The sequence below is a fragment of the Vibrio neonatus genome, from assembly GCF_024346975.1.
Lineage (GTDB): Bacteria > Pseudomonadota > Gammaproteobacteria > Enterobacterales > Vibrionaceae > Vibrio > Vibrio neonatus.
The window spans coordinates 2,645,448-2,669,518 of sequence record NZ_AP024885.1; the positions used below are offsets into that span (position 1 = coordinate 2,645,448).

A 24,071-nucleotide genomic window follows, 5' to 3' on the forward strand; every position below is an offset into this window, starting at 1 on the left:
GGGATAAACAATGCGATTTACAGATATATTTATTAAGCGACCAGTCCTCGCCATCTCTATCAGCTTTTTGATAGCCTTGCTTGGGTTACAGGCCATCTTTAAGATGCAGGTACGCGAATATCCAGAAATGACCAACACTGTGGTGACTGTCACTACTGGATATTACGGTGCCAGTGCTGATCTTATTCAGGGCTTCATTACCCAACCCCTTGAGCAAGCCATTGCCCAAGCAGACAATATTGACTTTATGACGTCTCAATCAGTGCTAGGTAGTTCCACTATCACTGTCACCATGAAGCTCAATACCGACCCCAATGCAGCCCTAGCCGACATACTGGCCAAGACCAACTCGGTTCGTTCTCAGCTACCTAAAGAGTCTGAAGACCCAACCGTAACTATGTCGACCGGTTCGACAACTGCGGTAATGTACATCGGCTTTACCAGTGATGAGCTCTCTTCAAGCCAGATCACCGACTACTTAGAACGTGTTGTGAATCCACAGCTGTTCACAGTCAATGGTGTTTCTAAGATCGATCTGTACGGCGGGGTTAAATACGCGCTTCGAGTATGGTTAGATCCAGAGAAAATGGCCGGCTTACAACTGACTGCCACTGACGTAATGAACGTCTTAAATGCAAATAACTTCCAATCGGCGGCCGGTCAAGCAACAGGCACATTGGTTTTATACAATGGCAGTGCCAATACTCAAGTATCCAATGTTAAAGATCTGCAGAACTTAGTGGTTAAGCAAGACAATGGTCAAGTAGTACGACTCAGTGATATTGCGAAAGTCACCAGAGAAAAAAGCCACGATATCTATCGCGCTAGCGCCAATGGTCGTGAAGCGGTAGTTACCGCGATTAACGGAGCACCAAGCGCTAACCCAATCAATATTGCTGCTGACGTATCAGAGCTATTACCACAGCTACAAAAGAACCTACCATCGAACATCAACATGCAGGTGATGTATGACTCAACCGTTGCGATTAACGAATCCATTCATGAGGTAGCTAAAACCATCATTGAAGCGGCGTTAATTGTACTAGTGGTCATTACCTTGTTCTTAGGTTCTTATCGCGCTGTACTGATCCCTATCGTCACCATTCCACTGTCTTTAGTGGGTGTAGCTATGTTCATGCAGATGCTGGGCTTCTCTTGGAACTTGATGACCTTGCTCGCCATGGTGCTTGCCATCGGGTTGGTGGTCGATGATGCGATCGTGGTGCTCGAAAACGTGGATCGGCATATTAAGCTGGGAGAAACGCCCTTTAGGGCAGCCATCATAGGAACGCGAGAAATCGCTGTACCGGTCATTGCAATGACACTGACACTGGGCGCGGTATACGCACCTATCGCCTTAATGGGGGGCATTACAGGCTCGCTATTTAAAGAGTTTGCATTAACCCTTGCCGGCGCGGTATTCATTTCAGGGATCATCGCACTAACGCTTAGCCCTATGATGTGTTCGACCATCTTAAAGCAAAATGAGCAACCGAATCGCTTTGAGGCATACGTACACAAAAAACTAGACGCGCTAAGCGAACGCTACTCTTCAGCGCTAGGCTCCATTATGCAGCATCGCGCTGTGGTTATCGTGTTTGCATTAATTGTCATGGCCAGTTTGCCGCTGCTCTTCAAATTCATTCCTAGTGAACTTGCACCTTCAGAAGATAAAGGTGTGGTTATGATGATGGGTACAGGTCCTTCTAACTCGAACCTCGACTATCTGCAAAACACGATGAATGATGTCAATAAGATCTTAGATGAGCAGCCTGAAGTGGCGTATGCGCAGATCTTTACAGGTATTCCGAATGCTAACCAAGCTTTTGGTATCGCATCATTGAAGCCTTGGAGCCAGCGTGAGGCAAGCCAAGCTGAGATCACTAACCGAGTATCAGGCTTAGTCTCTAACATCCCTGGAATGGCAGTAACTGCCTTCCAGATGCCAGAACTGCCTGGCGCAGGTTCTGGTCTACCGATTCAATTTGTAATCACTACGCCAAATAGTTTTGAGAGCCTATTCCAAATAGCGACCAATACCCTTGCTGAAGTGAGTGCGAACCCACAATTTGTCTACTCAGATCTGGATCTGAACTACGACTCAGCCACCATGAAGATCAACATAGATAAAGACAAAGCCGGAGCATATGGCGTCACTATGCAAGATATTGGTGTTACGCTGAGTACCATGATGGCTGATGGCTATGTGAACCGAATTGACCTATATGGCCGTTCATACGAAGTGATTCCTCAGGTAGAGCGTAAATTCCGTCTCAACCCTGAATCAATGAATAACTACTATGTTCGTTCATCCAATGGAGACTCTATTCCTCTAGGAAGTTTAATCTCTATTGATGTCATTCCTCAGCCAAGATCACTGCCTCACTTTAACCAGTTAAACTCAGCAACAGTTGGGGTTGTTCCTGCGCCAGGTGTCACTATGGGTCAGGCAATCTCTTGGTTTGAAGCGACAGCAGCAGAGAAGCTCCCAAGCGGGTATAACCATGACTATATGGGTCAGGCACGACAGTTTGTCACTGAAGGTAGTGCGCTATACACCACCTTCTTACTGGCGATTGCGATTATATTCTTAGTATTGGCTATCCAGTTTGAGTCATTGCGCGATCCACTAGTGATTATGGTATCCGTACCTTTGGCTATCAGTGGTGCTTTGATTGCATTGGCTTGGGGGTTATCGACAATGAACATCTACTCACAGGTGGGGCTCATTACTTTAGTCGGGTTAATCACCAAGCACGGTATATTGATTTGTGAAGTGGCTAAAGAAGAGCAACTGCATAATCAACTTAACCGTATCGATGCGGTAATGGCGGCGGCTAAGGTGCGACTAAGACCAATCCTAATGACAACAGCGGCAATGATTGCGGGTTTAACTCCCCTCATGTACGCCTCTGGTGCAGGTGCACAACAGCGCTTTAGTATCGGTATTGTTATTGTAGCGGGCTTAACCATTGGTACCGTGTTTACCCTATTTGTGCTGCCTGTGATTTACAGCTTTATTGCTTCACAGCACAAACCGTTACCAGAATTTGATGAAGCAGAAAGCATTCCATCAAAGTAATCTTGGTAAACTCACTGACTGGGGCTCTGTAAAGGGCCCTTTTTTATACCAAAAGCAAAGGTTGGTCTCTATTTTGCTTGCGACAAGTGGTTATGAATTGCTTAGAATATAGCAAAAGATTATAGAGAGATGCCCACATGTTTGACCCAAAAAAGCTAGAGTTAATAGCGAAGCAAATTCATGAGTCTATGCCTCAGCCTGTAAAAGACCTAGGCACTGATGTTGACCAAAAAGTTCGCCAAGTGATTCAAGCGCAGCTTAATAAACTTGATGTCATCAGCCGAGAAGAATTTGAAGTTCAAACTCAAGTCCTACTGCGTACCCGACAAAAGCTTAATGCCATGGAACAAAAAATGGCTGAGCTAGAAGAGAAGCTATCTGATAAATAATACCAATCACACTAAGTAAGTGATCAGAACTAGCGTAGGAAAAATGCTCGAGAACAAGGCAGAATTTTTCGATAAGTAGTTATTCTACAATCAAAAATTCTAACGCCGTTATCGAGCATTTTAACAAGCTAGAATGACCAGTTATTTAGTACGATTGGTATAATGTTTCTAACGGACATAAAAAAGGCTTGGTATGTAAATACCAAGCCTTTTCAATTTCTAGCCACTGCGTTGTCGCAGTTTTTTATAAAGAGCGATTAACCGCCAACAGCGATACGCTTCATGTCTGTCATGTAGCCACGTAGTTCTTCACCTACGTACTCAACTGGGTGGTTACGAATGGCTTCATTCACTTCGATTAGACGTTGGTTATCAGCGAAGTTAGACGTTTCGCCTAGACCTTTACCAATTACGTCAGTTGCTACTGAAGGCATGAACTTCTCGCGCAATAGCGGAGTCGCTACGTTAGCAAATAGGTAGTTACCGTATTCAGCTGTATCAGAGATAACAACGTTCATTTCGTATAGACGCTTACGTGCCACTGTGTTTGCAATCAACGGAAGCTCATGTAGAGACTCGTAGTAAGCAGACTCATCAATGATGCCTGATGCAGTCATTGCTTCAAATGCAAGCTCAACCCCAGCACGAACCATAGCAATCATAAGGATGCCGTTGTCGAAGTATTCTTGCTCTGAGATTTCTACGTCAGAATCAGGGTAGTTTTCAAACGCTGTTTGACCTGTTTCTTCACGCCATTTGAATAGGTTAACGTCGTCGTTAGCCCAATCTGCCATCATAGTGCCTGAGAACTCACCTTGGATAATGTCATCCATATGCTTGTTGTATAGCGGACGCATTAGGTCTTTTAGTTCTTCAGAAAGGTCAAAAGCTTTGATCTTAGCTGGGTTTGATAGGCGATCCATCATGTGAGTGATGCCACCAAACTTCAGTGCTTCAGTGATGGTTTCCCAACCGTATTGAAGAAGCTTACCTGCGTAGCCTGCATCGATACCGTCAGCGATCATTTTCTCGTAACATACGATAGAACCTGCTTGCAACATACCACAAAGGATAGTTTGCTCGCCCATAAGGTCAGATTTAACTTCAGCAACAAAAGAAGACTCTAGACAACCTGCACGGTGACCACCAGTACCAGCAGCCCAAGCTTTAGCGATATCCCAGCCTTCACCCTTAGGATCGTTTTCTGGGTGAACAGCAAGCAGTGTCGGAACACCAAAGCCACGCTTATATTCTTCACGAACTTCTGTACCTGGGCACTTAGGTGCAACCATAACTACAGTGATATCTTCACGAATTTGCATGCCTTCTTCAACAACGTTAAAGCCGTGCGAGTAACCCAGTGCAGCACCTTCTTTCATTAGAGGCATTACCGTTTCAACTACGTTGCTGTGTTGCTTGTCTGGAGTCAAGTTAACAACAAGATCAGCTTGTGGGATAAGCGTTTCATAACTACCTACTTCAAAACCATTTTCTTTTGCATTTTTGAACGATTGACGTTGCTCATCAATCGCAGCTTGACGCAATGCGTAAGAAACATTTAGGCCAGAGTCGCGCATGTTTAAACCTTGGTTTAAACCTTGAGCACCACAACCTACGATAACCACTTTCTTACCTTTTAGGTAATCAGCTTCTGTAGCAAATTCAGAACGATCCATAAAACGGCAACGGCCTAGTTGGTCCAATTGCTCACGTAGATTTAGCGTGTTGAAATAGTTAGCCATGAAGGGCTCTCCTTAAAAATTCTATCCATAGTCCGGCTGCTTTATGCGCCGATTAAGTTCATACTAATTCAGGATTAAAGTTGCGCAAAGTGATATATTTACATCTAATCATTGCAAATTGTGCAACAAGAAGATTACTTAAATGAACGTTAAAAGCCTACAGATTTTTTTACATCTTTCCGAAAGTAAGAACTTCAGCAAGACAGCTTCGGCAATGCACATGAGTCCATCCACATTAAGTCGACAGATAAAACGTCTCGAACAAGAAGTGCAACAAATCCTTTTTATTCGTGATAATCGCAGTGTTGAACTGACTACGGCAGGCAAAGATCTGCTCCCTATTGCGCACAATATCGTGAATCAATGGCAGACTTTTACGCTCAATTATTTGGATAATAAGGATGTGCTAAAAGGAGAGATACGCTTATTTTGTTCTGTTACCGCCAGCTATAGTCACCTGCCACGTCTGTTATCGGAATTTAGACTGCTGCACCCACTCATCGAATACAAACTCAGTACTGGCGACCCCGCGCAAGCCATAGAAAAAGTGTTAAACGATGAAGCCGATATCGCTATCTCTGCAGAAAGTGATCAACTATCGTCACGGGTCATATTTGAAAATATCAGCGAAATATCTCTTTCGGTTATCGCACCTAAAGGAGTTGCTAATGTAGAGAGTATGCTCAGCGAACCTATAGACTGGAACAAAATCCCTTTCATCATACCGTCAGAAGGTACCGCTAGAGATAGATGCAACTCTTGGTTTAAACGCAGCAAAATCAAACCCAATATTTACGCACAGGTATCAGGGCATGAGGCTATTGTCAGTATGGTTGCACTGGGTTGCGGTATTGGTATTGCCCCTGATGTGGTGATTAACAACAGTCCAGTTAAAGATCGTATTCAAAAACTGGATGTCGAACCGGTAAAACCATTTAAATTAGGAGTTTGCTGTAAACGGTCTCAACTTAACAACCCCCTAATCAAGGCTTTATGGAACGTGGCAGAAGCTAACTATATTTCCAATTAAAACTGCTATCAAAAAGCCATTTTGTACTCTAGATAACCTTCGCCTACGAAACCTGTATTGCTGTTTACTCTATTGTCTTGGCTTTCTGATGCATTGTAGCCCAATCGAATTTGATGGTTTTTATATTGGTAACTAATGAAAGTATCCACATACATGCTTTCATAACCTGACTCACCAAGCGTATAAAACGGGTCAACACCCAGAGAAAAACCCGAGCCAAGCTTAAATCGGTTATACACACCAACAGTTCCGGTCGCAATCCACTTATCTTCAATGATCTCCATAGACCCTAGCGTTGCAATAGGATAAATAGTCCAAGAGTCACCCACTTGTAGCGTCGATACCGCGCCAATGCTAGCAGAAGTGCCAAAATCATTTTCAAGTTGTAGTGTCGATTCTGCGTAAACTCCAATACCTTGCCACAAGTTCATATGAGCGTAACGTACGTTAAGCGCATCCATCCCTTGCTTAGACTCAACGGCGAGCATGTTCTTGCCCCATGCAAACCCTGCCGAAAGATCTAAATCCCCATTAGTATATAAATGCGCACCAACACTTGAGTAAACAGCCGTTGGATCGGCCATATCAACCGCTTTAGACTGATTCGAGTCAGATTGAGCAAAACCAATAGTTGGAACAAGGTACAAACAAAATAGCCAAAAACGATTCATAAAGCCTCTCTTATACCAATCGTACTAAATAACTGATCATTCTAGCTTGTTAAAATACTCGATAACGGCGTTAGAATTTTTGATTGTAGAATAACTACTTATCAAAAAATTCTGCCTTGTTCTCGAGCATTTTTCCTGCGCTAGCTCTGATCACTTACTTAGTGTGATTGGTATTAATCAGAAGAGAAGCAAATTTATCTGAAGCGACTTTCAAATCCTAATGAAAGCAAAACATACCTGATATTCGGGTAGGTAATGTCAATATTGAAAAGGAAGCATACCGATAGTGGCAATACCAATCACAACAAATAGGAAGCCGGAAACAACAAAAGGAAAACGCTGAAACCAAGACGCTATTTTGTAAACGCCAGATACGACAAAGCCCCGTCGAATGACGAGGCTTTTGAATGCAAACCTGGCGATGTCCTACTCTCACATGGGGAAGCCCCACACTACCATCGGCGCTATTGTGTTTCACTTCTGAGTTCGGCATGGAATCAGGTGGGTCCACAATGCTATGGTCGCCAAGCAAATTTGGTTTTTGATTTCACTTTTATAAAAAAGTGAAACAAAGAAAATGGTGCTAGTACCCAGAGTCGAACTGGGGACCTCACCCTTACCAAGGGTGCGCTCTACCAACTGAGCCATACCAGCAATTTAACGTCTAAATTAGACGAAAAAACCCGCTAATTAAGCGGGTTCTTCAAATTTAAAGCCTGGCGATGTCCTACTCTCACATGGGGAAGCCCCACACTACCATCGGCGCTATTGTGTTTCACTTCTGAGTTCGGCATGGAATCAGGTGGGTCCACAATGCTATGGTCGCCAAGCAAAATTTTAAAATTCGGAAAGCTGTCTTAAAAGTTATGTCACACATTCAAAGTTCTTACTTTGAGTCCACAAAACCCCTTGGGTGTTGTATGGTTAAGCCTCACGGGCAATTAGTACAGGTTAGCTCAATGCCTCACAGCACTTACACACCCTGCCTATCAACGTTCTAGTCTCGAACAACCCTTTAGGACACTTAAAGTGCCAGGGAAGACTCATCTCAGGGCTCGCTTCGCGCTTAGATGCTTTCAGCGCTTATCGATTCCGAACTTAGCTACCGGGCAATGCCATTGGCATGACAACCCGAACACCAGAGGTTCGTCCACTCCGGTCCTCTCGTACTAGGAGCAGCCCCCTTCAATCTTCCAACGCCCACGGCAGATAGGGACCGAACTGTCTCACGACGTTCTAAACCCAGCTCGCGTACCACTTTAAATGGCGAACAGCCATACCCTTGGGACCGACTTCAGCCCCAGGATGTGATGAGCCGACATCGAGGTGCCAAACACCGCCGTCGATATGAACTCTTGGGCGGTATCAGCCTGTTATCCCCGGAGTACCTTTTATCCGTTGAGCGATGGCCCTTCCATTCAGAACCACCGGATCACTATGACCTGCTTTCGCACCTGCTCGAATTGTCATTCTCGCAGTCAAGCGGGCTTATGCCATTGCACTAACCACACGATGTCCAACCGTGTTTAGCCCACCTTCGTGCTCCTCCGTTACTCTTTGGGAGGAGACCGCCCCAGTCAAACTACCCACCAGGCACTGTCCGCAATCCCGATTAGGGACCTACGTTAGAACATCAAGCATACAAGGGTGGTATTTCAAGATTGCCTCCACAAACACTGGCGTGCTTGTTTCAAAGGCTCCCACCTATCCTACACATGTAGGGTCAATGTTCAGTGCCAAGCTGTAGTAAAGGTTCACGGGGTCTTTCCGTCTAGCCGCGGGTACACTGCATCTTCACAGCGATTTCAATTTCACTGAGTCTCGGGTGGAGACAGCGTGGCCATCATTACGCCATTCGTGCAGGTCGGAACTTACCCGACAAGGAATTTCGCTACCTTAGGACCGTTATAGTTACGGCCGCCGTTTACCGGGGCTTCGATCAAGAGCTTCGACCTAAGTCTAACCCCATCAATTAACCTTCCGGCACCGGGCAGGCGTCACACCGTATACGTCATCTTACGATTTTGCACAGTGCTGTGTTTTTAATAAACAGTTGCAGCCACCTGGTATCTGCGACTCCTAGTAGCTCCATCCGCAAGGGACTTCACCGCCAAGAGCGTACCTTCTCCCGAAGTTACGGTACCATTTTGCCTAGTTCCTTCACCCGAGTTCTCTCAAGCGCCTTGGTATTCTCTACCCGACCACCTGTGTCGGTTTGGAGTACGATTCCTTATAATCTGAAGCTTAGAGGCTTTTCCTGGAAGCATGGCATCAATGACTTCACTGCACGTAGCAGCTCGACATCGTATCTCAGCGTTGAGAAAGTCCGGATTTACCTAAACTTTCCGCCTACATACTTGAACCTGGACAACCATCGCCAGGCCCACCTAGCCTTCTCCGTCCCCCCATCGCAATTATAAGAAGTACGGGAATATTAACCCGTTTCCCATCGACTACGCCTTTCGGCCTCGCCTTAGGGGTCGACTTACCCTGCTCCGATTAACGTTGGACAGGAACCCTTGGTCTTCCGGCGTGGGGGTTTTTCACCCCCATTATCGTTACTCATGTCAGCATTCGCACTTCTGATACGTCCAGCAGCCCTTACAGACCACCTTCAACCGCTTACAGAACGCTCCCCTACCCCGCATACAAAAGTATGCAGCCGCAGCTTCGGTGTATAGCTTAGCCCCGTTACATCTTCCGCGCAGGCCGACTCGACCAGTGAGCTATTACGCTTTCTTTAAATGATGGCTGCTTCTAAGCCAACATCCTGGCTGTCTAAGCCTTCCCACATCGTTTCCCACTTAGCTATACTTTGGGACCTTAGCTGGCGGTCTGGGTTGTTTCCCTCTCCACGACGGACGTTAGCACCCGCCGTGTGTCTCCCGGATAGTACTCAATGGTATTCGGAGTTTGCAAAGGGTTGGTAAGTCGGGATGACCCCCTAGCCTTAACAGTGCTCTACCCCCATTGGTATTCGTCCGAGGCGCTACCTAAATAGCTTTCGGGGAGAACCAGCTATCTCCAGGTTTGATTGGCCTTTCACCCCTAGCCACAAGTCATCCGCTAATTTTTCAACATTAGTCGGTTCGGTCCTCCAGTTGATGTTACTCAACCTTCAACCTGCCCATGGCTAGATCACCTGGTTTCGGGTCTAATTCTAGCAACTCGACGCCCAGTTAAGACTCGGTTTCCCTACGGCTCCCCTATTCGGTTAACCTTGCTACTAAAATTAAGTCGCTGACCCATTATACAAAAGGTACGCAGTCACTCTCGAAGAGCTCCTACTGCTTGTACGTACACGGTTTCAGGTTCTATTTCACTCCCCTCACAGGGGTTCTTTTCGCCTTTCCCTCACGGTACTGGTTCACTATCGGTCAGTCAGTAGTATTTAGCCTTGGAGGATGGTCCCCCCATGTTCAAACAGGATATCACGTGTCCCGCCTTACTCGATTTCACTCAAAACGACATGTCGACTACGGGGCTATCACCCTTTATTGCGGCACTTTCCAGAGCCTTCGTCTGTGTCATTAAAAGCTTAAGGGCTAATCCAATTTCGCTCGCCGCTACTTTCGGAATCTCGGTTGATTTCTCTTCCTCCGGGTACTTAGATGTTTCAGTTCCCCGGGTTTGCCTCATTAACCTATGTATTCAGTTAATGATACGTGCTTATGCACGTGGGTTTCCCCATTCAGAAATCCCAGACTCAAATGGTTATTACTACCTAATCTGGGCTTATCGCAAGTTATTACGTCTTTCATCGCCTCTGACTGCCAAGGCATCCACCGTGTACGCTTAGTCACTTAACCATACAACCCCAAAGGGTCTTGCTTAACGCAATACGTTTGCTACAACGTAGTATGACGTTTCCAAGGTGCGTTATCTCTTTATTATGAGCGAGATAACATTCGATTTTGCCGGACTCAAATTTGAATAACATCAGGCAATGATGTTATTCCCAAGAACACTTGAATGTGTGTTGGTACCTAATCATTCTTTTATAAAAAAGAATCACTAGGATTTGAGAACTTTTAAATTTGATAAGTAATAAATCAATCACTTATCGTCAGCTTTCCAAATTGTTAAAGAGCATGTTTATTTCCTAAAAGGAAAATAACCATTTTTAAATATTCTCTATTCTTTCTAGAGAAGAGAACAAAAATACTTAAAGATGGTGGAGCTATGCGGGATCGAACCGCAGACCTCCTCGCTGCCAGCGAGGCGCTCTCCCAGCTGAGCTATAGCCCCATCTGGAAGTTTCCTGCTCTAACTTTCTAAACCATATCAATCTGTGTGGACACTCATCGTGAATAATCATCGTATAAGGAGGTGATCCAGCCCCAGGTTCCCCTAGGGCTACCTTGTTACGACTTCACCCCAGTCATGAACCACAAAGTGGTGAGCGTCCTCCCGAAGGTTAAACTACCCACTTCTTTTGCAGCCCACTCCCATGGTGTGACGGGCGGTGTGTACAAGGCCCGGGAACGTATTCACCGTAGCATTCTGATCTACGATTACTAGCGATTCCGACTTCATGGAGTCGAGTTGCAGACTCCAATCCGGACTACGACGCACTTTTTGGGATTCGCTCACCATCGCTGGTTGGCCGCCCTCTGTATGCGCCATTGTAGCACGTGTGTAGCCCTACTCGTAAGGGCCATGATGACTTGACGTCGTCCCCACCTTCCTCCGGTTTATCACCGGCAGTCTCCCTGGAGTTCCCACCATTACGTGCTGGCAAACAAGGATAAGGGTTGCGCTCGTTGCGGGACTTAACCCAACATTTCACAACACGAGCTGACGACAGCCATGCAGCACCTGTCTCAGAGTTCCCGAAGGCACCAATTCATCTCTGAAAAGTTCTCTGGATGTCAAGAGTAGGTAAGGTTCTTCGCGTTGCATCGAATTAAACCACATGCTCCACCGCTTGTGCGGGCCCCCGTCAATTCATTTGAGTTTTAATCTTGCGACCGTACTCCCCAGGCGGTCTACTTAACGCGTTAGCTCCGAAAGCCACGGCTCAAGGCCACAACCTCCAAGTAGACATCGTTTACGGCGTGGACTACCAGGGTATCTAATCCTGTTTGCTCCCCACGCTTTCGCATCTGAGTGTCAGTATCTGTCCAGGGGGCCGCCTTCGCCACTGGTATTCCTTCAGATCTCTACGCATTTCACCGCTACACCTGAAATTCTACCCCCCTCTACAGTACTCTAGCCTGCCAGTTTCAAATGCGGTTCCGAGGTTGAGCCCCGGGCTTTCACATCTGACTTAACAAACCACCTGCATGCGCTTTACGCCCAGTAATTCCGATTAACGCTCGCACCCTCCGTATTACCGCGGCTGCTGGCACGGAGTTAGCCGGTGCTTCTTCTGTCGCTAACGTCAAACGATAAAGCTATTAACTCCAACGCCTTCCTCACGACTGAAAGTACTTTACAACCCGAAGGCCTTCTTCATACACGCGGCATGGCTGCATCAGGCTTGCGCCCATTGTGCAATATTCCCCACTGCTGCCTCCCGTAGGAGTCTGGACCGTGTCTCAGTTCCAGTGTGGCTGATCATCCTCTCAGACCAGCTAGGGATCGTCGCCTTGGTGAGCCATTACCTCACCAACTAGCTAATCCCACCTGGGCATATCCTGAAGCGAGAGGCCCGAAGGTCCCCCTCTTTGGTCCGTAGACATTATGCGGTATTAGCTATCGTTTCCAATAGTTATCCCCCACATCAGGGCAATTTCCCAGGCATTACTCACCCGTCCGCCGCTCGACGCCGTTATCGTTCCCCGAAGGTTCAGATAACTCGTTTCCGCTCGACTTGCATGTGTTAGGCCTGCCGCCAGCGTTCAATCTGAGCCATGATCAAACTCTTCAATTAAAGTTTTTTTGTTCCTAAGAACGGCTCAATGAATACTGACTTCAAAACTCTTTCTTTATAAATAAAGAAGTAATTTTAAAGCTATTATCGTTCCAACAGAACGATAATGAATTGACTGTGCCAATGATTAAAAATCATTGTATTGGTCACTCAGTTCATTGATAAATCTTTTCGATTATCATCAACGAGTGCCCACACAGATTGATAGGTTTAAATTGTTAAAGAGCGTGCTTTGCGATGTTTCCTTTTGTGAGGAAGCTCTCAAAGCGGACGGCCATTCTAGCGATTTGAACCTCAGTGTCAAACACTTTTTGAATTTAATTTTCAAAGAGAAGATAAATTCAATTGGGTTCGGCTAGTTAGCCTACTGATTCACTGCGAAGCGTTGTGCGCTCTACCGTGTCAGTGAGGCGCATTATAGAGATGCTCAGCTTATTGGCAAGGCTTTTCTTCATTTATTTTCATACATTTTCTTTTATGCTCAACAAACAAACAGCCTGCTCGAAAAGCAGGCTGTTTGTGGGTGTTTCTTACTATATAGGAAGTAAATCCCGTTTTATGAGCACTTAAATGAAGGCAAACGCATCTGAGTAGATTTGCTCTATCTTAGCTTTCTTATTAAAAATAAATTGCTCTCTTGCACTACCCGCCATTTCAAAACGGCCTGCAATATAAATATCGTGTTGAGATAGATCAGAAAAGTCGCCCATCACAGCTTGCAGTACGTTTCCGGTTTTTCCAGTCCACAGCCCTTCATCATTTTCGACCACTGGCACAAAGTGAATATTGGCGTATTCACTGTCAATGGCACTTAGCTCTTCAAAAGCATACAGCTGAGATTTTGCTCTTGCGCCCCAATATAGATGAATGGAGTTTTCTAGCCCTTGGCTAATACAGTGATCAAGAATAGAACGAACATAACTAAAGCCCGTTCCACCCGCTATCAATAGCATTGCTCTGTCACTTTGATGAAGGAAAGCATCACCGTGTGGCGCATCGATAATAATATCGCCATCATGGCTTTGCGCTTCTTGCATTCTCTTAACGACTTCTAGGGCATAGGCGTTTTCTTCTGCAGCACCAATATGAAGTTCTAACTCTCCCTCATGGCGACACGGACTACTGGCAATAGAGAAAGGACGTTTATCTTTCTCTCCCATTACGACCATTAAGTATTGGCCTGCTTTAAACGCTACTGGAGTTTCTGGATGAAGCAATACGCGAAAGGTATTACTGGCTAGCGCCTCAATCGACTTTACTTTACAACGAATGGTCATATATCCCTCTATTTCTTACTCTTCAAAAGTAAGTACTAAATCTGTAGTGGCAAACGCCTGACAAGCAAATACCCAACCTAGGGCTTGCTCTTTCTCTGTTAATACGGGCTGTAATTGGTACTCGACAGTACCAGCCTTTAAACGACATAAGCACATTCCACACGCACCTACTTGGCAACGATTTGGAAATGCGATGTTTTGTGCAAGAGCGGCATCCAATATTGTCTGCTGCTCATTCACCTCAAAAACGGTTCCGCTCGGTAAGAGCTCTACCTTATAGGTCATAATATATCGAGCTTTTCCCAAATCTTATCAATACGCTCAACCAACTGCTTATCTTTGTGTATTGGTCTCCCCCACTCACGGCTGGCTTCACCTTCTAGCTTGTTAGTCGCGTCAATGCCAAGCTGAGATTGAGTGCCATCGATAAACTGACTATCACGAGCAGGGTCCATACGAGTTGTTATCGCCCAAATCACATCATTCCAATCACGAATATTGACATCGTCATCACAGACAATGACAAATTTGATTGCTGCATATTGGGAAAACTCAGCTAAGGCAGCTTCAATCACTTGCACACCTTGACCTTGCTCTTTCTTGTCTATGGAGATTATCGCCATTCCACCATTGCCTGCTTCTGCCGGCAGGTAGCAATCCAGAACATAGGAATGTTTACCCTTAAATTGCTCGCAAAGCTCTTGCGCTTTGGCTGGTTCCAATGCTGGAAATGTTGAAGGTTCGTCATTAGACATGACTAGCTCAGCAGGCCATTTTATTGTGGCATCCAATCCCATTTTTGAACCTAATCCGACGACGGGCGACGCAAAATCTAGGGAGTCAATTGGCGTATTCTCGATCATTACTATGTCACGCTTGGGTTGCAAATGCTCGGTCATAGCCGCAATAACTTGATCCCAATCTCTCGCATTTACATTCGCATCGCAGACTAATACATATTTTGTGTACATAAACTGGCGCAGAAAAGACCAAACCCCCATCATGACTCGCTTAGCGTGCCCAGGATATTGCTTCTTCATGGTCACTACCGCCATTCGATAAGAACAGCCTTCTGGCGGCAGATAGAAATCTTCGATTTCAGGGAATTGCTTTTGCAGAATAGGTACAAACACTTCGTTCAGTGCCACCCCTAATACCGCAGGCTCATCCGGCGGACGACCAGTATAGGTACTATGGTAAATTGGATCTTTACGCATAGTGATATGCGTAATAGTAAATACGTTGTGGCTTTCTACCTCATTGTAATAACCGGTATGGTCACCATAAGGGCCTTCATCAGCAAATTCATTCGGGTCGATATACCCTTCTAAAACAATTTCAGCGCCTGCGGGAACATCTAAATCATTGCTAATCGACTTAGTCACTTCGGTTTTACTGCCACGCAGTAATCCGGCAAAAGCATACTCAGATAATGAGTCTGGCACGGGCGTCACTGCACCTAAAATCGTGGCGGGATCGGCACCAAAGGCCACAGAGACAGGAAACGGTTTTCCTGGGTTGGCCTCAACCCAATCTCTTAAATCGAGTGCGCCGCCTCGATGAGCTAGCCAACGCATGATGACTTTGTTTTTGCTCAATTTCTGCTGACGATAAATGCCTAAGTTTTGACGTTTCTGATTCGGGCCTTTAGTAATGGTTAAACCCCAAGTTAATAGAGGCGCGACATCATCAGGCCAACAACTCATGACTGGAATTTTATCCAAATCAACGTCTTCACCCTGCCACACTATCTCTTGGCATCGAGCTTTACGCAGTCGTTTGACTGGCATATTGAGCACTTGTTTGAAAACAGGCAGTTTATCTAGAGCGTCTTTGAAGCCTTTCGGTGGCTCTGGCTCTTTAAGGTAAGCTAATAGCTTTCCCACTTCTCGCAGATCACTGACCTTTTGACGCCCCATACCCAAAGCCACCCGTTTGGAAGTACCAAATAGGTTGGTCAATACTGGCATGTCATAACCAATGGGATTTTCAAATAGAAGTGCAGGGCCACCAGCTCGCAAGGTGCGATCGCTAATTTCCGTCATTTCATAGTTGGGATCAACAGGGTGGGAAATGCGTTTCAATTGCCCCTCTTTTTCCAAAAGAGCAAGAAAATCTCGCAAGTCTTTGCAGCTCATAGCAGTCCATTTAGCCTAGAAAGATTGCCGCAGTATAACAAAAAGCGCGCGGGCTTCAGCTAACAAATTTAATGATTAAAGAGTTCTGGGTGCTCGATCACCCACTGCTTAAACCAACTGCTATATCCGTATTCTTGGATACTTGTCGATATCACTTTGGCATCATTTCGATTATTCATCTTAGAGACTAAGAAATCTTCTGCCGGTTGTGAGGTTGGCGCATACTTCGCAAGCAATTGCAGACTGCGAGTATTCAGAGAAGGATTGTTACTGGCCAAAATTAACTGCTGTATCGAAAATTCACTGCCATCCACGCCAAGTCTTTCTAACTCGCGATTCACGGCGCTATTGGTCTTCATCTTCCAAAGGATATTGTATAACTCCGGGCTGTGAGAGGCAGAGGCCATTGCCACCATCACTTCGGTACTCGGTAACCAAGACACCACATTATTGGTAGTGACTTGCTGTGCCAGAAAACTCATTCCATCTTCTGATAGCTTCACTACATTCTCAATTAGTAGCCTTTCTCTGGGAGGCGTCAGGTCTGGATTTTCCGTTAGCCATGCACGTAAATCCAGCTTTCCATTCTCAACGGCGATGTAGAAATTCATCTCTTGTTCGTTTAAATCCCAATCATCCATTAGACGTTGAGCTAGCTGCTGATAGGCAAAGGCTGGAGTGCTAAAACGGAATCCATCACCTTGTTCGACTAAGGTTAATGAGGATGGGACTTTACGCTGAGAATCGACGAAAACGGCAAGATCGGAAGTATATTGCGGATGGGTTTCGGCAATGGTTTTGATGGAGAGAAACCTCACCACTTCTTGTTGGGGTTGTTTGATGCGTAGCAGATCAAAATTGGCTTTGTCTGATTGGTCGGAAAGTACCAGCGCGACAATACGCTGAGCATCATGATGAGATTGAGTATCGGCAAGCATTTGCTGTTTTTGTTGTTGAGTTAACTCAACTGCCTGCGCCATGCTTAACGCACTCAACATGACGGATAGCAATATTACTAATAGCCTTTTATGCATACTCTCACTCCCTGTATCTATATTCGCCTTCCTGGCTTTATACCCTTAATCATAGAAGCCCATTATTAAAAAAACGTCACCTAATTAGGTGACGTTTTTAACAATAAGTTCAATAAACTATGAATTACTGAGATGCAGTTTTTAAGATGCCTTGTTACTGGCGTCTCATTGCATCAAAAAATTCATTGTTTGTTTTAGTCATTGCTAACTTATCAATTAAGAATTCCATTGCGTCGATTTCACCCATTGGATGAACAATCTTACGCAGAATCCACATCTTCTGTAACTCATCTGGTTTCGTCAGTAATTCTTCACGACGAGTACCTGAACGATTGAAGTCAATTGCTGGGAAAACACGCTTCTCTGCAATCTTACGATTTAAGTGTAGCTCCATATTACCGGTACCCTTAAATTCTTCGTAAATAACTTCATCCATTTTAGAACCAGTATCTACAAGTGCAGTAGCGATGATAGTCAGGCTTCCACCTTCCTCAACGTTACGAGCAGCACCGAAGAAACGCTTCGGACGATGTAGAGCATTGGCATCTACACCACCAGTCAGTACTTTACCTGATGATGGAATCACGGTGTTGTATGCACGAGCAAGACGAGTGATTGAATCAAGCAAGATAACCACGTCTTTTTTGTGCTCTACAAGACGTTTTGCTTTTTCGATGATCATCTCAGCCACTTGTACGTGTCTTGATTCTGGTTCATCAAATGTTGAAGCCACTACTTCACCTTGAACTAGGCGTTGCATTTCAGTTACTTCTTCAGGACGCTCATCAATTAGCAGAACCATCAACTCACACTCAGGGTGGTTGCGAGCAATGCTTTGTGCAATGTTTTGTAGCAACATTGTCTTACCCGCTTTTGGCGGAGCAACGATTAAGCCACGTTGGCCTTTACCGATTGGCGAGGCTAAGTCTAAGATACGAGCAGTAATATCTTCTGTCGCACCGTTACCTACTTCCATTGTCATACGTTCATTAGCATGCAGTGGAGTCAGGTTTTCAAATAAGATTTTATTACGTGCGTTATCAGGCTTATCGTGGTTAACAGAGTTAACTTTTAACAGTGCAAAGTAACGTTCACCATCTTTTGGTGGACGAATCTTTCCTGCGATGCTGTCGCCTGTACGTAAATTAAAACGTCGAATCTGACTTGGGGATACATAGATGTCATCTGGGCCGGCTAGATATGAACTATCTGAGCTACGCAGAAAACCAAATCCATCTTGTAGAATTTCAAGGACGCCATCGCCAAAGATATCTTCACCGCTTTTAGCGTGAGCTTTTAGCGTAGCGAAAATGATGTCCTGTTTTCTCAACCTAGCAAGGTCTTCAAGACCAAGGCTTTCACCAAGTTTCACTAAATCCGAGACAGGTCTTTTCTTCAACTCAGTCAAGTTCATAGTGGTCGATTTTGAATTCGATTTGGTAACGGTCTTTGTATTAGATTTAGTAGTCAAAATAAGATCTGTATGTGTTAGTTAAGAGAGATTTGGTCTCAGGATCGACCAAGAAATGAAAAATCGTATGATTTACGTGCAATAAACTAGCACTAAAAACAAGCGTAGTCTAGCTTATGGAAAAAACAAAACCGTGTACTGAGAAATACACGGTTAATTTAGGTTTTTATTTTAGATATTTGCGTCCAAGAACTCTTTTAATTGAGTTTTTGATAGCGCGCCTACCTTGGTAGCTGCCACATTGCCGTCTTTAAACAACAATAGTGTTGGAATACCACGGATACCATATTTTGGTGGCGTTGCTGGGTTGTGATCGATATTCAGTTTACCAATGGTAAGCTTACCAGCGTACTCTTCAGATATTTCATTCAAAATAGGGGCAATCATTTTACAAGGACCACACCATTCTGCCCAAAAATCTACCAGCACAGGGCCTGCAGCTTTAATTACATCACTTTCAAAACCATCGTCAGAAAGCTGCAAAATCTTATCGCTCATCTTTAGCTCCAAATCAATTTTCTGTTGCCGATTAGATGATCATCAGCAATTAGATTGCCTATTGGAATGGATTTCCTTTCTTAATGCAAGCGTAAGCTGATATTCTATGTTCATGAAAAAGACACACATCACAGAGCAAAAATTCGCCGACTTCGATTTGCACCCTAGTATTATAGCTGGATTGCAAACAAAAGGATTTGAGTATTGTACTCCGATTCAAGCGTTAGCGCTGCCAGTACTGCTCACTGGCCAAGACATTGCGGGACAAGCTCAGACGGGTACTGGTAAAACATTAGCCTTTCTAACCGCTACTTTTGATTACCTACTAAAAAACCCTGCCGATGAGTCTCGAGCAGTGAACCAACCGCGTGCCATTATTATGGCGCCAACACGTGAATTGGCGATTCAGATCCATCGAGATGCTGAATCTTTGATTGCAAGTACAGGTGTGAAAGCGGCCCTTGCTTATGGTGGTGAAAGCTACGATAAACAGCTGCATGAGATTCAACAGGGTGTTGATATCTTAATTGGTACTACAGGTCGTATTATCGATTTCTTTAAACAGAAGGCGTTTAATCTAAATCACATTCAAGCTGTTGTATTAGACGAAGCTGACCGAATGTTTGATTTAGGCTTTATTAAGGACATTCGCTTTTTGTTCCGTCGTATGCCTGAGCCTAAAGATCGTCTAAACATGCTTTTCTCTGCCACGCTGTCTTATCGCGTACAAGAATTAGCGTTTGAACACATGAATAATCCTGAGCATGTAGAAGTTGAGCCTGAGCGCCGAACAAACGTGCGAATTGAAGAAGAGCTATTCCAACCTTCTAACGAAGATAAAATGGCTCTACTAATGACATTGATTGAGCAAGATTGGCCAGAAAAAGCCATCATTTTTGCCAACACTAAATATAAGTGTGAGCAAGTATGGGGTTATTTAGCTGCTGATGAGCATCGCGTAGGTCTTTTAACTGGGGATATTCCTCAGAAAAAACGTGAGCGCATTTTAGAGCAGTTCTCTGCTGGCGAATTAGACTTCTTAGTGGCAACCGATGTTGCAGCTCGTGGTCTGCATATTCCTCTTGTGACGCACGTATTCAACTATGATCTACCCGATGATAGTGAAGATTATGTTCACCGTATCGGTCGTACAGGTCGTGCTGGAGAAAGCGGATATTCAATCAGCTTTGCTTGTGAAGAATACGCTATCAATCTACCTGCGATTGAAGAATACATTGGTCATTCAATTCCGACATCAGACTATGATCCGGAAGCGCTAATTCAAGAGTTACCAAAACCTATTCGTTTACGTCACTCGTCAAGCAATCGTCGTCCAGGTGGCAAACCACAAGGTCGCAATAACAATCAGCGACGTAACCGACCATCTCGACCTTACAACAAACCATCAGGGAATAGCTAATCTGGTTATGACAGACTCATCTCCTCTTTATGCCGCCATTGACCTTGGCTCGAACAGCTTCCACATGCTTGTGGTTAAACACGTTCATGGAAGCGTTCGAACTATGGCAAAAATCAAACGCAAAGTTCGTTTAGCTGCTGGATTAGACAGCAATAACGCATTAAGCCAAGAAGCAATGCAAAGAGGTTGGGACTGTTTGTCTCTGTTTGCTGAACGCTTACAAGATATACCTGAACAGAACATCCGTATTGTGGGTACAGCAACATTACGTGTTGCCACGAATATTGATGTGTTTTTAGAGAAGGCGAACCATATTCTAGGTAAGAATATTCAAGTCATCTCTGGAGACGAAGAAGCGGCGACTATCTATAAAGGTGTTGCTCATACCTCCGGTGGTAAAGGAAAGCGTCTTGTTGTCGATATTGGCGGCGCAAGTACCGAGCTTATTATCGGAGAAGGCTTTGATGCCAAAGTGCTACATAGCCTGCAAATGGGCTGTGTTACTTGGTTAGAGCAACACTTTAGTGATAGACAACTTACTGCTGAGAACTTTCGCAGTGCCATTGAGGCCGCGAAGCAAACCTTAGCACCGGTATTACATGAATATACTCAACTAGGTTGGGATATGTGTGTCGGAGCAAGTGGTACAGTTCAAGCACTGCAAGAGATAATGCTAGCGCAAGGGATGGACGAAGTGATTACTCACTCCAAACTCAAGCGTTTGCAAAAACAAGCCATGCGTTCTAACGCATTAGAAGAGCTTGAGATTGAAGGTTTAACCTTAGAGCGAGCACTGGTGTTCCCTAGCGGACTGTCCATTTTGTTAGCCATCTTTGAACTACTAGAAATAGAAGACATGACCCTCGCGGGCGGAGCATTACGCGAAGGTATGGTGTATGAAATGATTAAGGAGCTGCATCAAGACGATATTCGTCAGCGCACCTTAGCGAGCGTCCAGCAACGCTTCCAACTGGATCAAGACTACGCTCAGCAAGTCTCACACACCGCACTAAAGCTGGTTGAACAGTGTGGGCCAAATTTCTTAGCTGAACCTGTCGCTATCGACCTATTAAAAGCCGCAGCTCAATTACACGAAATCGGTCTGACTATCGATTTTAAAAAGGCCGGCAAACACAATGCCTACCTGTTGCAGTACCTTGACCTACCGGGCTATACACAAGCACAAAAATCTCTATTAGCAGAAATTACCGCTCGCTATAAGGATGCCCTGTCATCTTTACCTGAGCAACACGCGGTCAGCCGACAAAGTGCTGAAAACATCCTGCGAATTTTAAGACTGTCTGTATTGCTAACCCATAGACGCAACGTTGACCTGCAACCTCATGTTAGCCTGCAAGCACAAGGGAAAAGCCTCGATTTAAGCATAGAGGCAAGTTGGTGTTTGCTTAATCCATTGACCGTTGCAGAACTCGAAATTGAAGCGCATCGGCAAAGTGACCAAAACTGGCCCCTGCAAATCAAACAAATTTAATTCAATCAGCCCAGCTCAATAAGTTGGGCTTTTTTACATGACAACTTCTATAGGACAGGAGCTAAACTTTTCTATAGAAACTTAAGCAAGGAGAGCTTAGTTAATGAGCATAATTTTAGAATGTATCCGTTGTGTTGGCCGTGGAGAAAGAGGTCGTAAACCGCTTTCTTTTGATCAGGCCTACGCCGTGATGGATCAATACCTCGACGGTAAGATCGATGATGATCAAATGGCAATGTTGATGATGCTCATTCGAGTCAATAATGAAACTGCCGCTGAAATTGCGGGATTCACCAAAGCCTTCCACCAGCGACTACCTAAAATAGAAGTGGATATTGACTGGCCTTGTTACGCAGGCAAAAAAAGCAAGCTGGATGCAAATGGACAGCAGCAAGCACTGCCATGGAACCTAATTGCTGCTTCTATCTTGGCAGAAGCCGGCTATAAAGTGCTTATTCACGGACATTTGGATATCGGCTCAGACCGTATCCATAGCCAATACTATTTAGCGAAGCTTAATATTCAACAAGCACAAGATATGGCACAGGCTGCCTCGTTCATCGAATCATCCAATATTGCTTACCTACCCTTAGCTCACTTTGCGCCGATAGCAGAAAAAATGCTGGACTGGAAAAAGCGCTACGGTCTGCGCACTCCGATGAATACCGTAGTAAGGGGGCTTAACCCTGGTAGTGCGAAATACGGTGTTCGCGGAAGTTTTCACCCAGGATTTCAAGAACTGCACGCTGAAATCGAAACCAATATTGGTCACTCAAATTGCTCTGTAGTGTCTTTTAAAGGGGTATCTGGTGAATCTGAGTACAACCCAAAGGTAAGTCAAACTGTTTGGTCAAGTGATAGTGAGGGCTTACATGCTCACTATTGGAATGAGATTTATAACGAAGCAATTAGTACGCCTACCCACTGCCCGCTGGGCACAGTAGAAAACGACAAAGTACAAATGGCCAATCATGTGGTTTCTTCGTTAACGGCCTTACTATTTAACAAACTAAAAGACAAACAACTGGCCGATCAGGAAGCGAATAAGCTTTGGCAACACTACTGCTCAACCCATTAATAACAACCATTTAGATAGTCAGCACATACTTAAAAGCCCCAATAATTGACTGCTCAACTATTGGGGCTTTCTGTATCAATACGTAGCTCTAAGTGTATCTTTATGCCTGAGCAGGAAGCCCCTGCTCTGAACGAGTGGTAAGCTTGCGAATAAGATAATTCAACAATACGCCGTACATAGGAACAAATAAGCCTAAGCTAATGATCAGCTTAAAGGTGTAATCGACCAGCGCAATTTCCTGCCAATGTTGCGCCATAAACGCATCAGGGCTGTTGTAAAACGCAATACCAAAGAATGCCAATGTATCCAATGCATTACCAAATAGCGTGGAGCACGTTGGCGCTATCCACCACTGCTTCATTTGACGTAGACGATTAAATACGTGCACATCTAGTATTTGCCCTAGCAAGTAAGCCATAAATGAAGCAATCGCGATTCGCGCAACGAACAAGTTAAATTCAGCGAGCGGCGCCACGCCTTGAAATTGCCCTTCAAAAAAGATAACAGACAACAAATACGACACTAACAACGAAGGAAGCATGACTAAGAAAATGATCTTGCGTGCCATTGGTGCGCCAAAAATACGCACGGTCAAATCAGTAGCCAAAAACACAAACGGAAAAGTAAATGCACCCCAAGTGGTATGGAAACCAAATACGGTAAATGGCAGCTGTACAAGGTAGTTGCTAGAAGCAATGATAATTAAGTGAAAGGACGCTAAAAGGAATAGCGCTTTACGCAGTTGGGACGGATCAAAACGGTTCATATTGTACCTTTTTAGTAGATGGGGGCGAGGGAACCCATTCGAAGCAATGTGCTTCATCTCAAATTTTAATGCCCAGCCAAATGGCGGGCTCGGCATTATACATAACGA

15 protein-coding genes, 2 tRNA genes and 4 rRNA genes are annotated in these 24,071 nt (G+C 44.8%); 6 read left to right on the forward strand and 15 right to left on the reverse strand.

Features of this window, described 5'->3' with window-relative positions:
* The first annotated feature begins 10 nt into the window (after nucleotides 1-10).
* A complete protein-coding gene (locus tag OCU38_RS12330) occupies nucleotides 11-3,082 on the forward strand; it encodes a multidrug efflux RND transporter permease subunit (protein ID WP_261823252.1) in 3,072 nt (1,023 codons plus the stop codon).
* Between the two features lie 137 nt (nucleotides 3,083-3,219).
* A complete protein-coding gene (ubiK, locus tag OCU38_RS12335; protein ID WP_023405269.1) occupies nucleotides 3,220-3,471 on the forward strand; it encodes a ubiquinone biosynthesis accessory factor UbiK in 252 nt (83 codons plus the stop codon).
* Between the two features lie 257 nt (nucleotides 3,472-3,728).
* Here ubiK and ilvC read toward each other — a convergent pair whose 3' ends face one another.
* Nucleotides 3,729-5,213, reverse strand: a complete 1,485-nt coding sequence (gene ilvC / locus OCU38_RS12340) for a ketol-acid reductoisomerase (protein ID WP_261823253.1) — start codon at nucleotides 5,211-5,213, stop codon at nucleotides 3,729-3,731.
* A 142-nt stretch (nucleotides 5,214-5,355) separates the two neighbouring features.
* Here ilvC and ilvY point away from each other — a divergent pair, with 142 nt between their 5' ends.
* A complete protein-coding gene (gene ilvY / locus OCU38_RS12345; RefSeq protein WP_261823254.1) occupies nucleotides 5,356-6,243 on the forward strand; it encodes an HTH-type transcriptional activator IlvY in 888 nt (295 codons plus the stop codon).
* Nucleotides 6,244-6,251: 8 nt separating this feature from the next.
* Here the strand turns inward: ilvY and OCU38_RS12350 are convergent, their stop codons facing one another.
* The 13 genes from OCU38_RS12350 to trxA all read right to left on the reverse strand — a co-directional run bounded on the left by OCU38_RS12350 (nucleotide 6,252) and on the right by trxA (nucleotide 19,207).
* Nucleotides 6,252-6,914 (reverse strand): hypothetical protein, encoded by a 663-nt coding sequence (locus tag OCU38_RS12350; RefSeq protein ID WP_261823255.1) that lies wholly within the window; start codon nucleotides 6,912-6,914, stop codon nucleotides 6,252-6,254.
* A 413-nt stretch (nucleotides 6,915-7,327) separates the two neighbouring features.
* Nucleotides 7,328-7,443 (reverse strand): 5S ribosomal RNA (rrf, locus tag OCU38_RS12355).
* A gap of 49 nt (nucleotides 7,444-7,492) precedes the next feature.
* A tRNA-Thr gene (locus OCU38_RS12360) sits at nucleotides 7,493-7,568 on the reverse strand.
* A gap of 60 nt (nucleotides 7,569-7,628) precedes the next feature.
* Nucleotides 7,629-7,744: ribosomal RNA gene (gene rrf / locus OCU38_RS12365) — 5S ribosomal RNA — on the reverse strand.
* A gap of 90 nt (nucleotides 7,745-7,834) precedes the next feature.
* Nucleotides 7,835-10,723, reverse strand: a 23S ribosomal RNA gene (locus OCU38_RS12370).
* A 363-nt stretch (nucleotides 10,724-11,086) separates the two neighbouring features.
* Nucleotides 11,087-11,162: transfer RNA gene (locus tag OCU38_RS12375), tRNA-Ala, on the reverse strand.
* Between the two features lie 74 nt (nucleotides 11,163-11,236).
* Nucleotides 11,237-12,789 (reverse strand): 16S ribosomal RNA (locus OCU38_RS12380).
* The 16S, 23S and 5S rRNA genes sit together here with 2 tRNA genes alongside, the layout of an rRNA operon.
* 566 nt (nucleotides 12,790-13,355) lie before the next feature.
* The gene (fre, locus tag OCU38_RS12385; protein WP_261823256.1) at nucleotides 13,356-14,066 is read right to left on the reverse strand and encodes an NAD(P)H-flavin reductase; all 711 of its coding nucleotides are present in this window, start codon (nucleotides 14,064-14,066) and stop codon (nucleotides 13,356-13,358) included.
* Between the two features lie 15 nt (nucleotides 14,067-14,081).
* Entirely contained in the window at nucleotides 14,082-14,351 is a 270-nt protein-coding gene (locus OCU38_RS12390) for a 2Fe-2S iron-sulfur cluster-binding protein (protein WP_261823257.1), read from the reverse strand.
* A complete protein-coding gene (gene ubiD / locus OCU38_RS12395) occupies nucleotides 14,348-16,204 on the reverse strand; it encodes a 4-hydroxy-3-polyprenylbenzoate decarboxylase (RefSeq protein WP_261823258.1) in 1,857 nt (618 codons plus the stop codon). The genes OCU38_RS12390 and ubiD overlap by 4 nt, the downstream gene beginning before the upstream one ends.
* A gap of 68 nt (nucleotides 16,205-16,272) precedes the next feature.
* Nucleotides 16,273-17,238, reverse strand: a complete 966-nt coding sequence (locus OCU38_RS12400; RefSeq protein WP_261823259.1) for a hypothetical protein — start codon at nucleotides 17,236-17,238, stop codon at nucleotides 16,273-16,275.
* A 154-nt stretch (nucleotides 17,239-17,392) separates the two neighbouring features.
* Entirely contained in the window at nucleotides 17,393-18,652 is a 1,260-nt protein-coding gene (gene rho, locus OCU38_RS12405; RefSeq protein WP_261823260.1) for a transcription termination factor Rho, read from the reverse strand.
* Between the two features lie 228 nt (nucleotides 18,653-18,880).
* Complete coding sequence (trxA, locus tag OCU38_RS12410; RefSeq protein WP_017027074.1) at nucleotides 18,881-19,207, reverse strand: thioredoxin TrxA; 327 nt, start codon at nucleotides 19,205-19,207, stop codon at nucleotides 18,881-18,883.
* A 112-nt stretch (nucleotides 19,208-19,319) separates the two neighbouring features.
* Here trxA and rhlB point away from each other — a divergent pair, with 112 nt between their 5' ends.
* The 3 genes from rhlB (at nucleotide 19,320) to OCU38_RS12425 (ending at nucleotide 23,197) form a co-directional block, all read left to right on the forward strand.
* A complete protein-coding gene (gene rhlB / locus OCU38_RS12415; RefSeq protein WP_261824288.1) occupies nucleotides 19,320-20,627 on the forward strand; it encodes an ATP-dependent RNA helicase RhlB in 1,308 nt (435 codons plus the stop codon).
* 7 nt (nucleotides 20,628-20,634) lie between these two features.
* Nucleotides 20,635-22,119: a guanosine-5'-triphosphate,3'-diphosphate diphosphatase gene (gene gppA / locus OCU38_RS12420; protein WP_261823261.1), complete on the forward strand. Its 1,485-nt coding sequence runs from the start codon at nucleotides 20,635-20,637 to the stop codon at nucleotides 22,117-22,119.
* 103 nt (nucleotides 22,120-22,222) lie between these two features.
* The gene (locus OCU38_RS12425) at nucleotides 22,223-23,197 is read left to right on the forward strand and encodes a glycosyl transferase family protein (protein ID WP_261823262.1); all 975 of its coding nucleotides are present in this window, start codon (nucleotides 22,223-22,225) and stop codon (nucleotides 23,195-23,197) included.
* Nucleotides 23,198-23,297: 100 nt separating this feature from the next.
* Here OCU38_RS12425 and OCU38_RS12430 read toward each other — a convergent pair whose 3' ends face one another.
* On the reverse strand, nucleotides 23,298-23,963 hold the full coding sequence (locus OCU38_RS12430; RefSeq protein WP_021715102.1) for a 7-cyano-7-deazaguanine/7-aminomethyl-7-deazaguanine transporter: 666 nt from the start codon (nucleotides 23,961-23,963) through the stop codon (nucleotides 23,298-23,300).
* Between the last annotated feature and the right edge of the window lie 108 nt (nucleotides 23,964-24,071).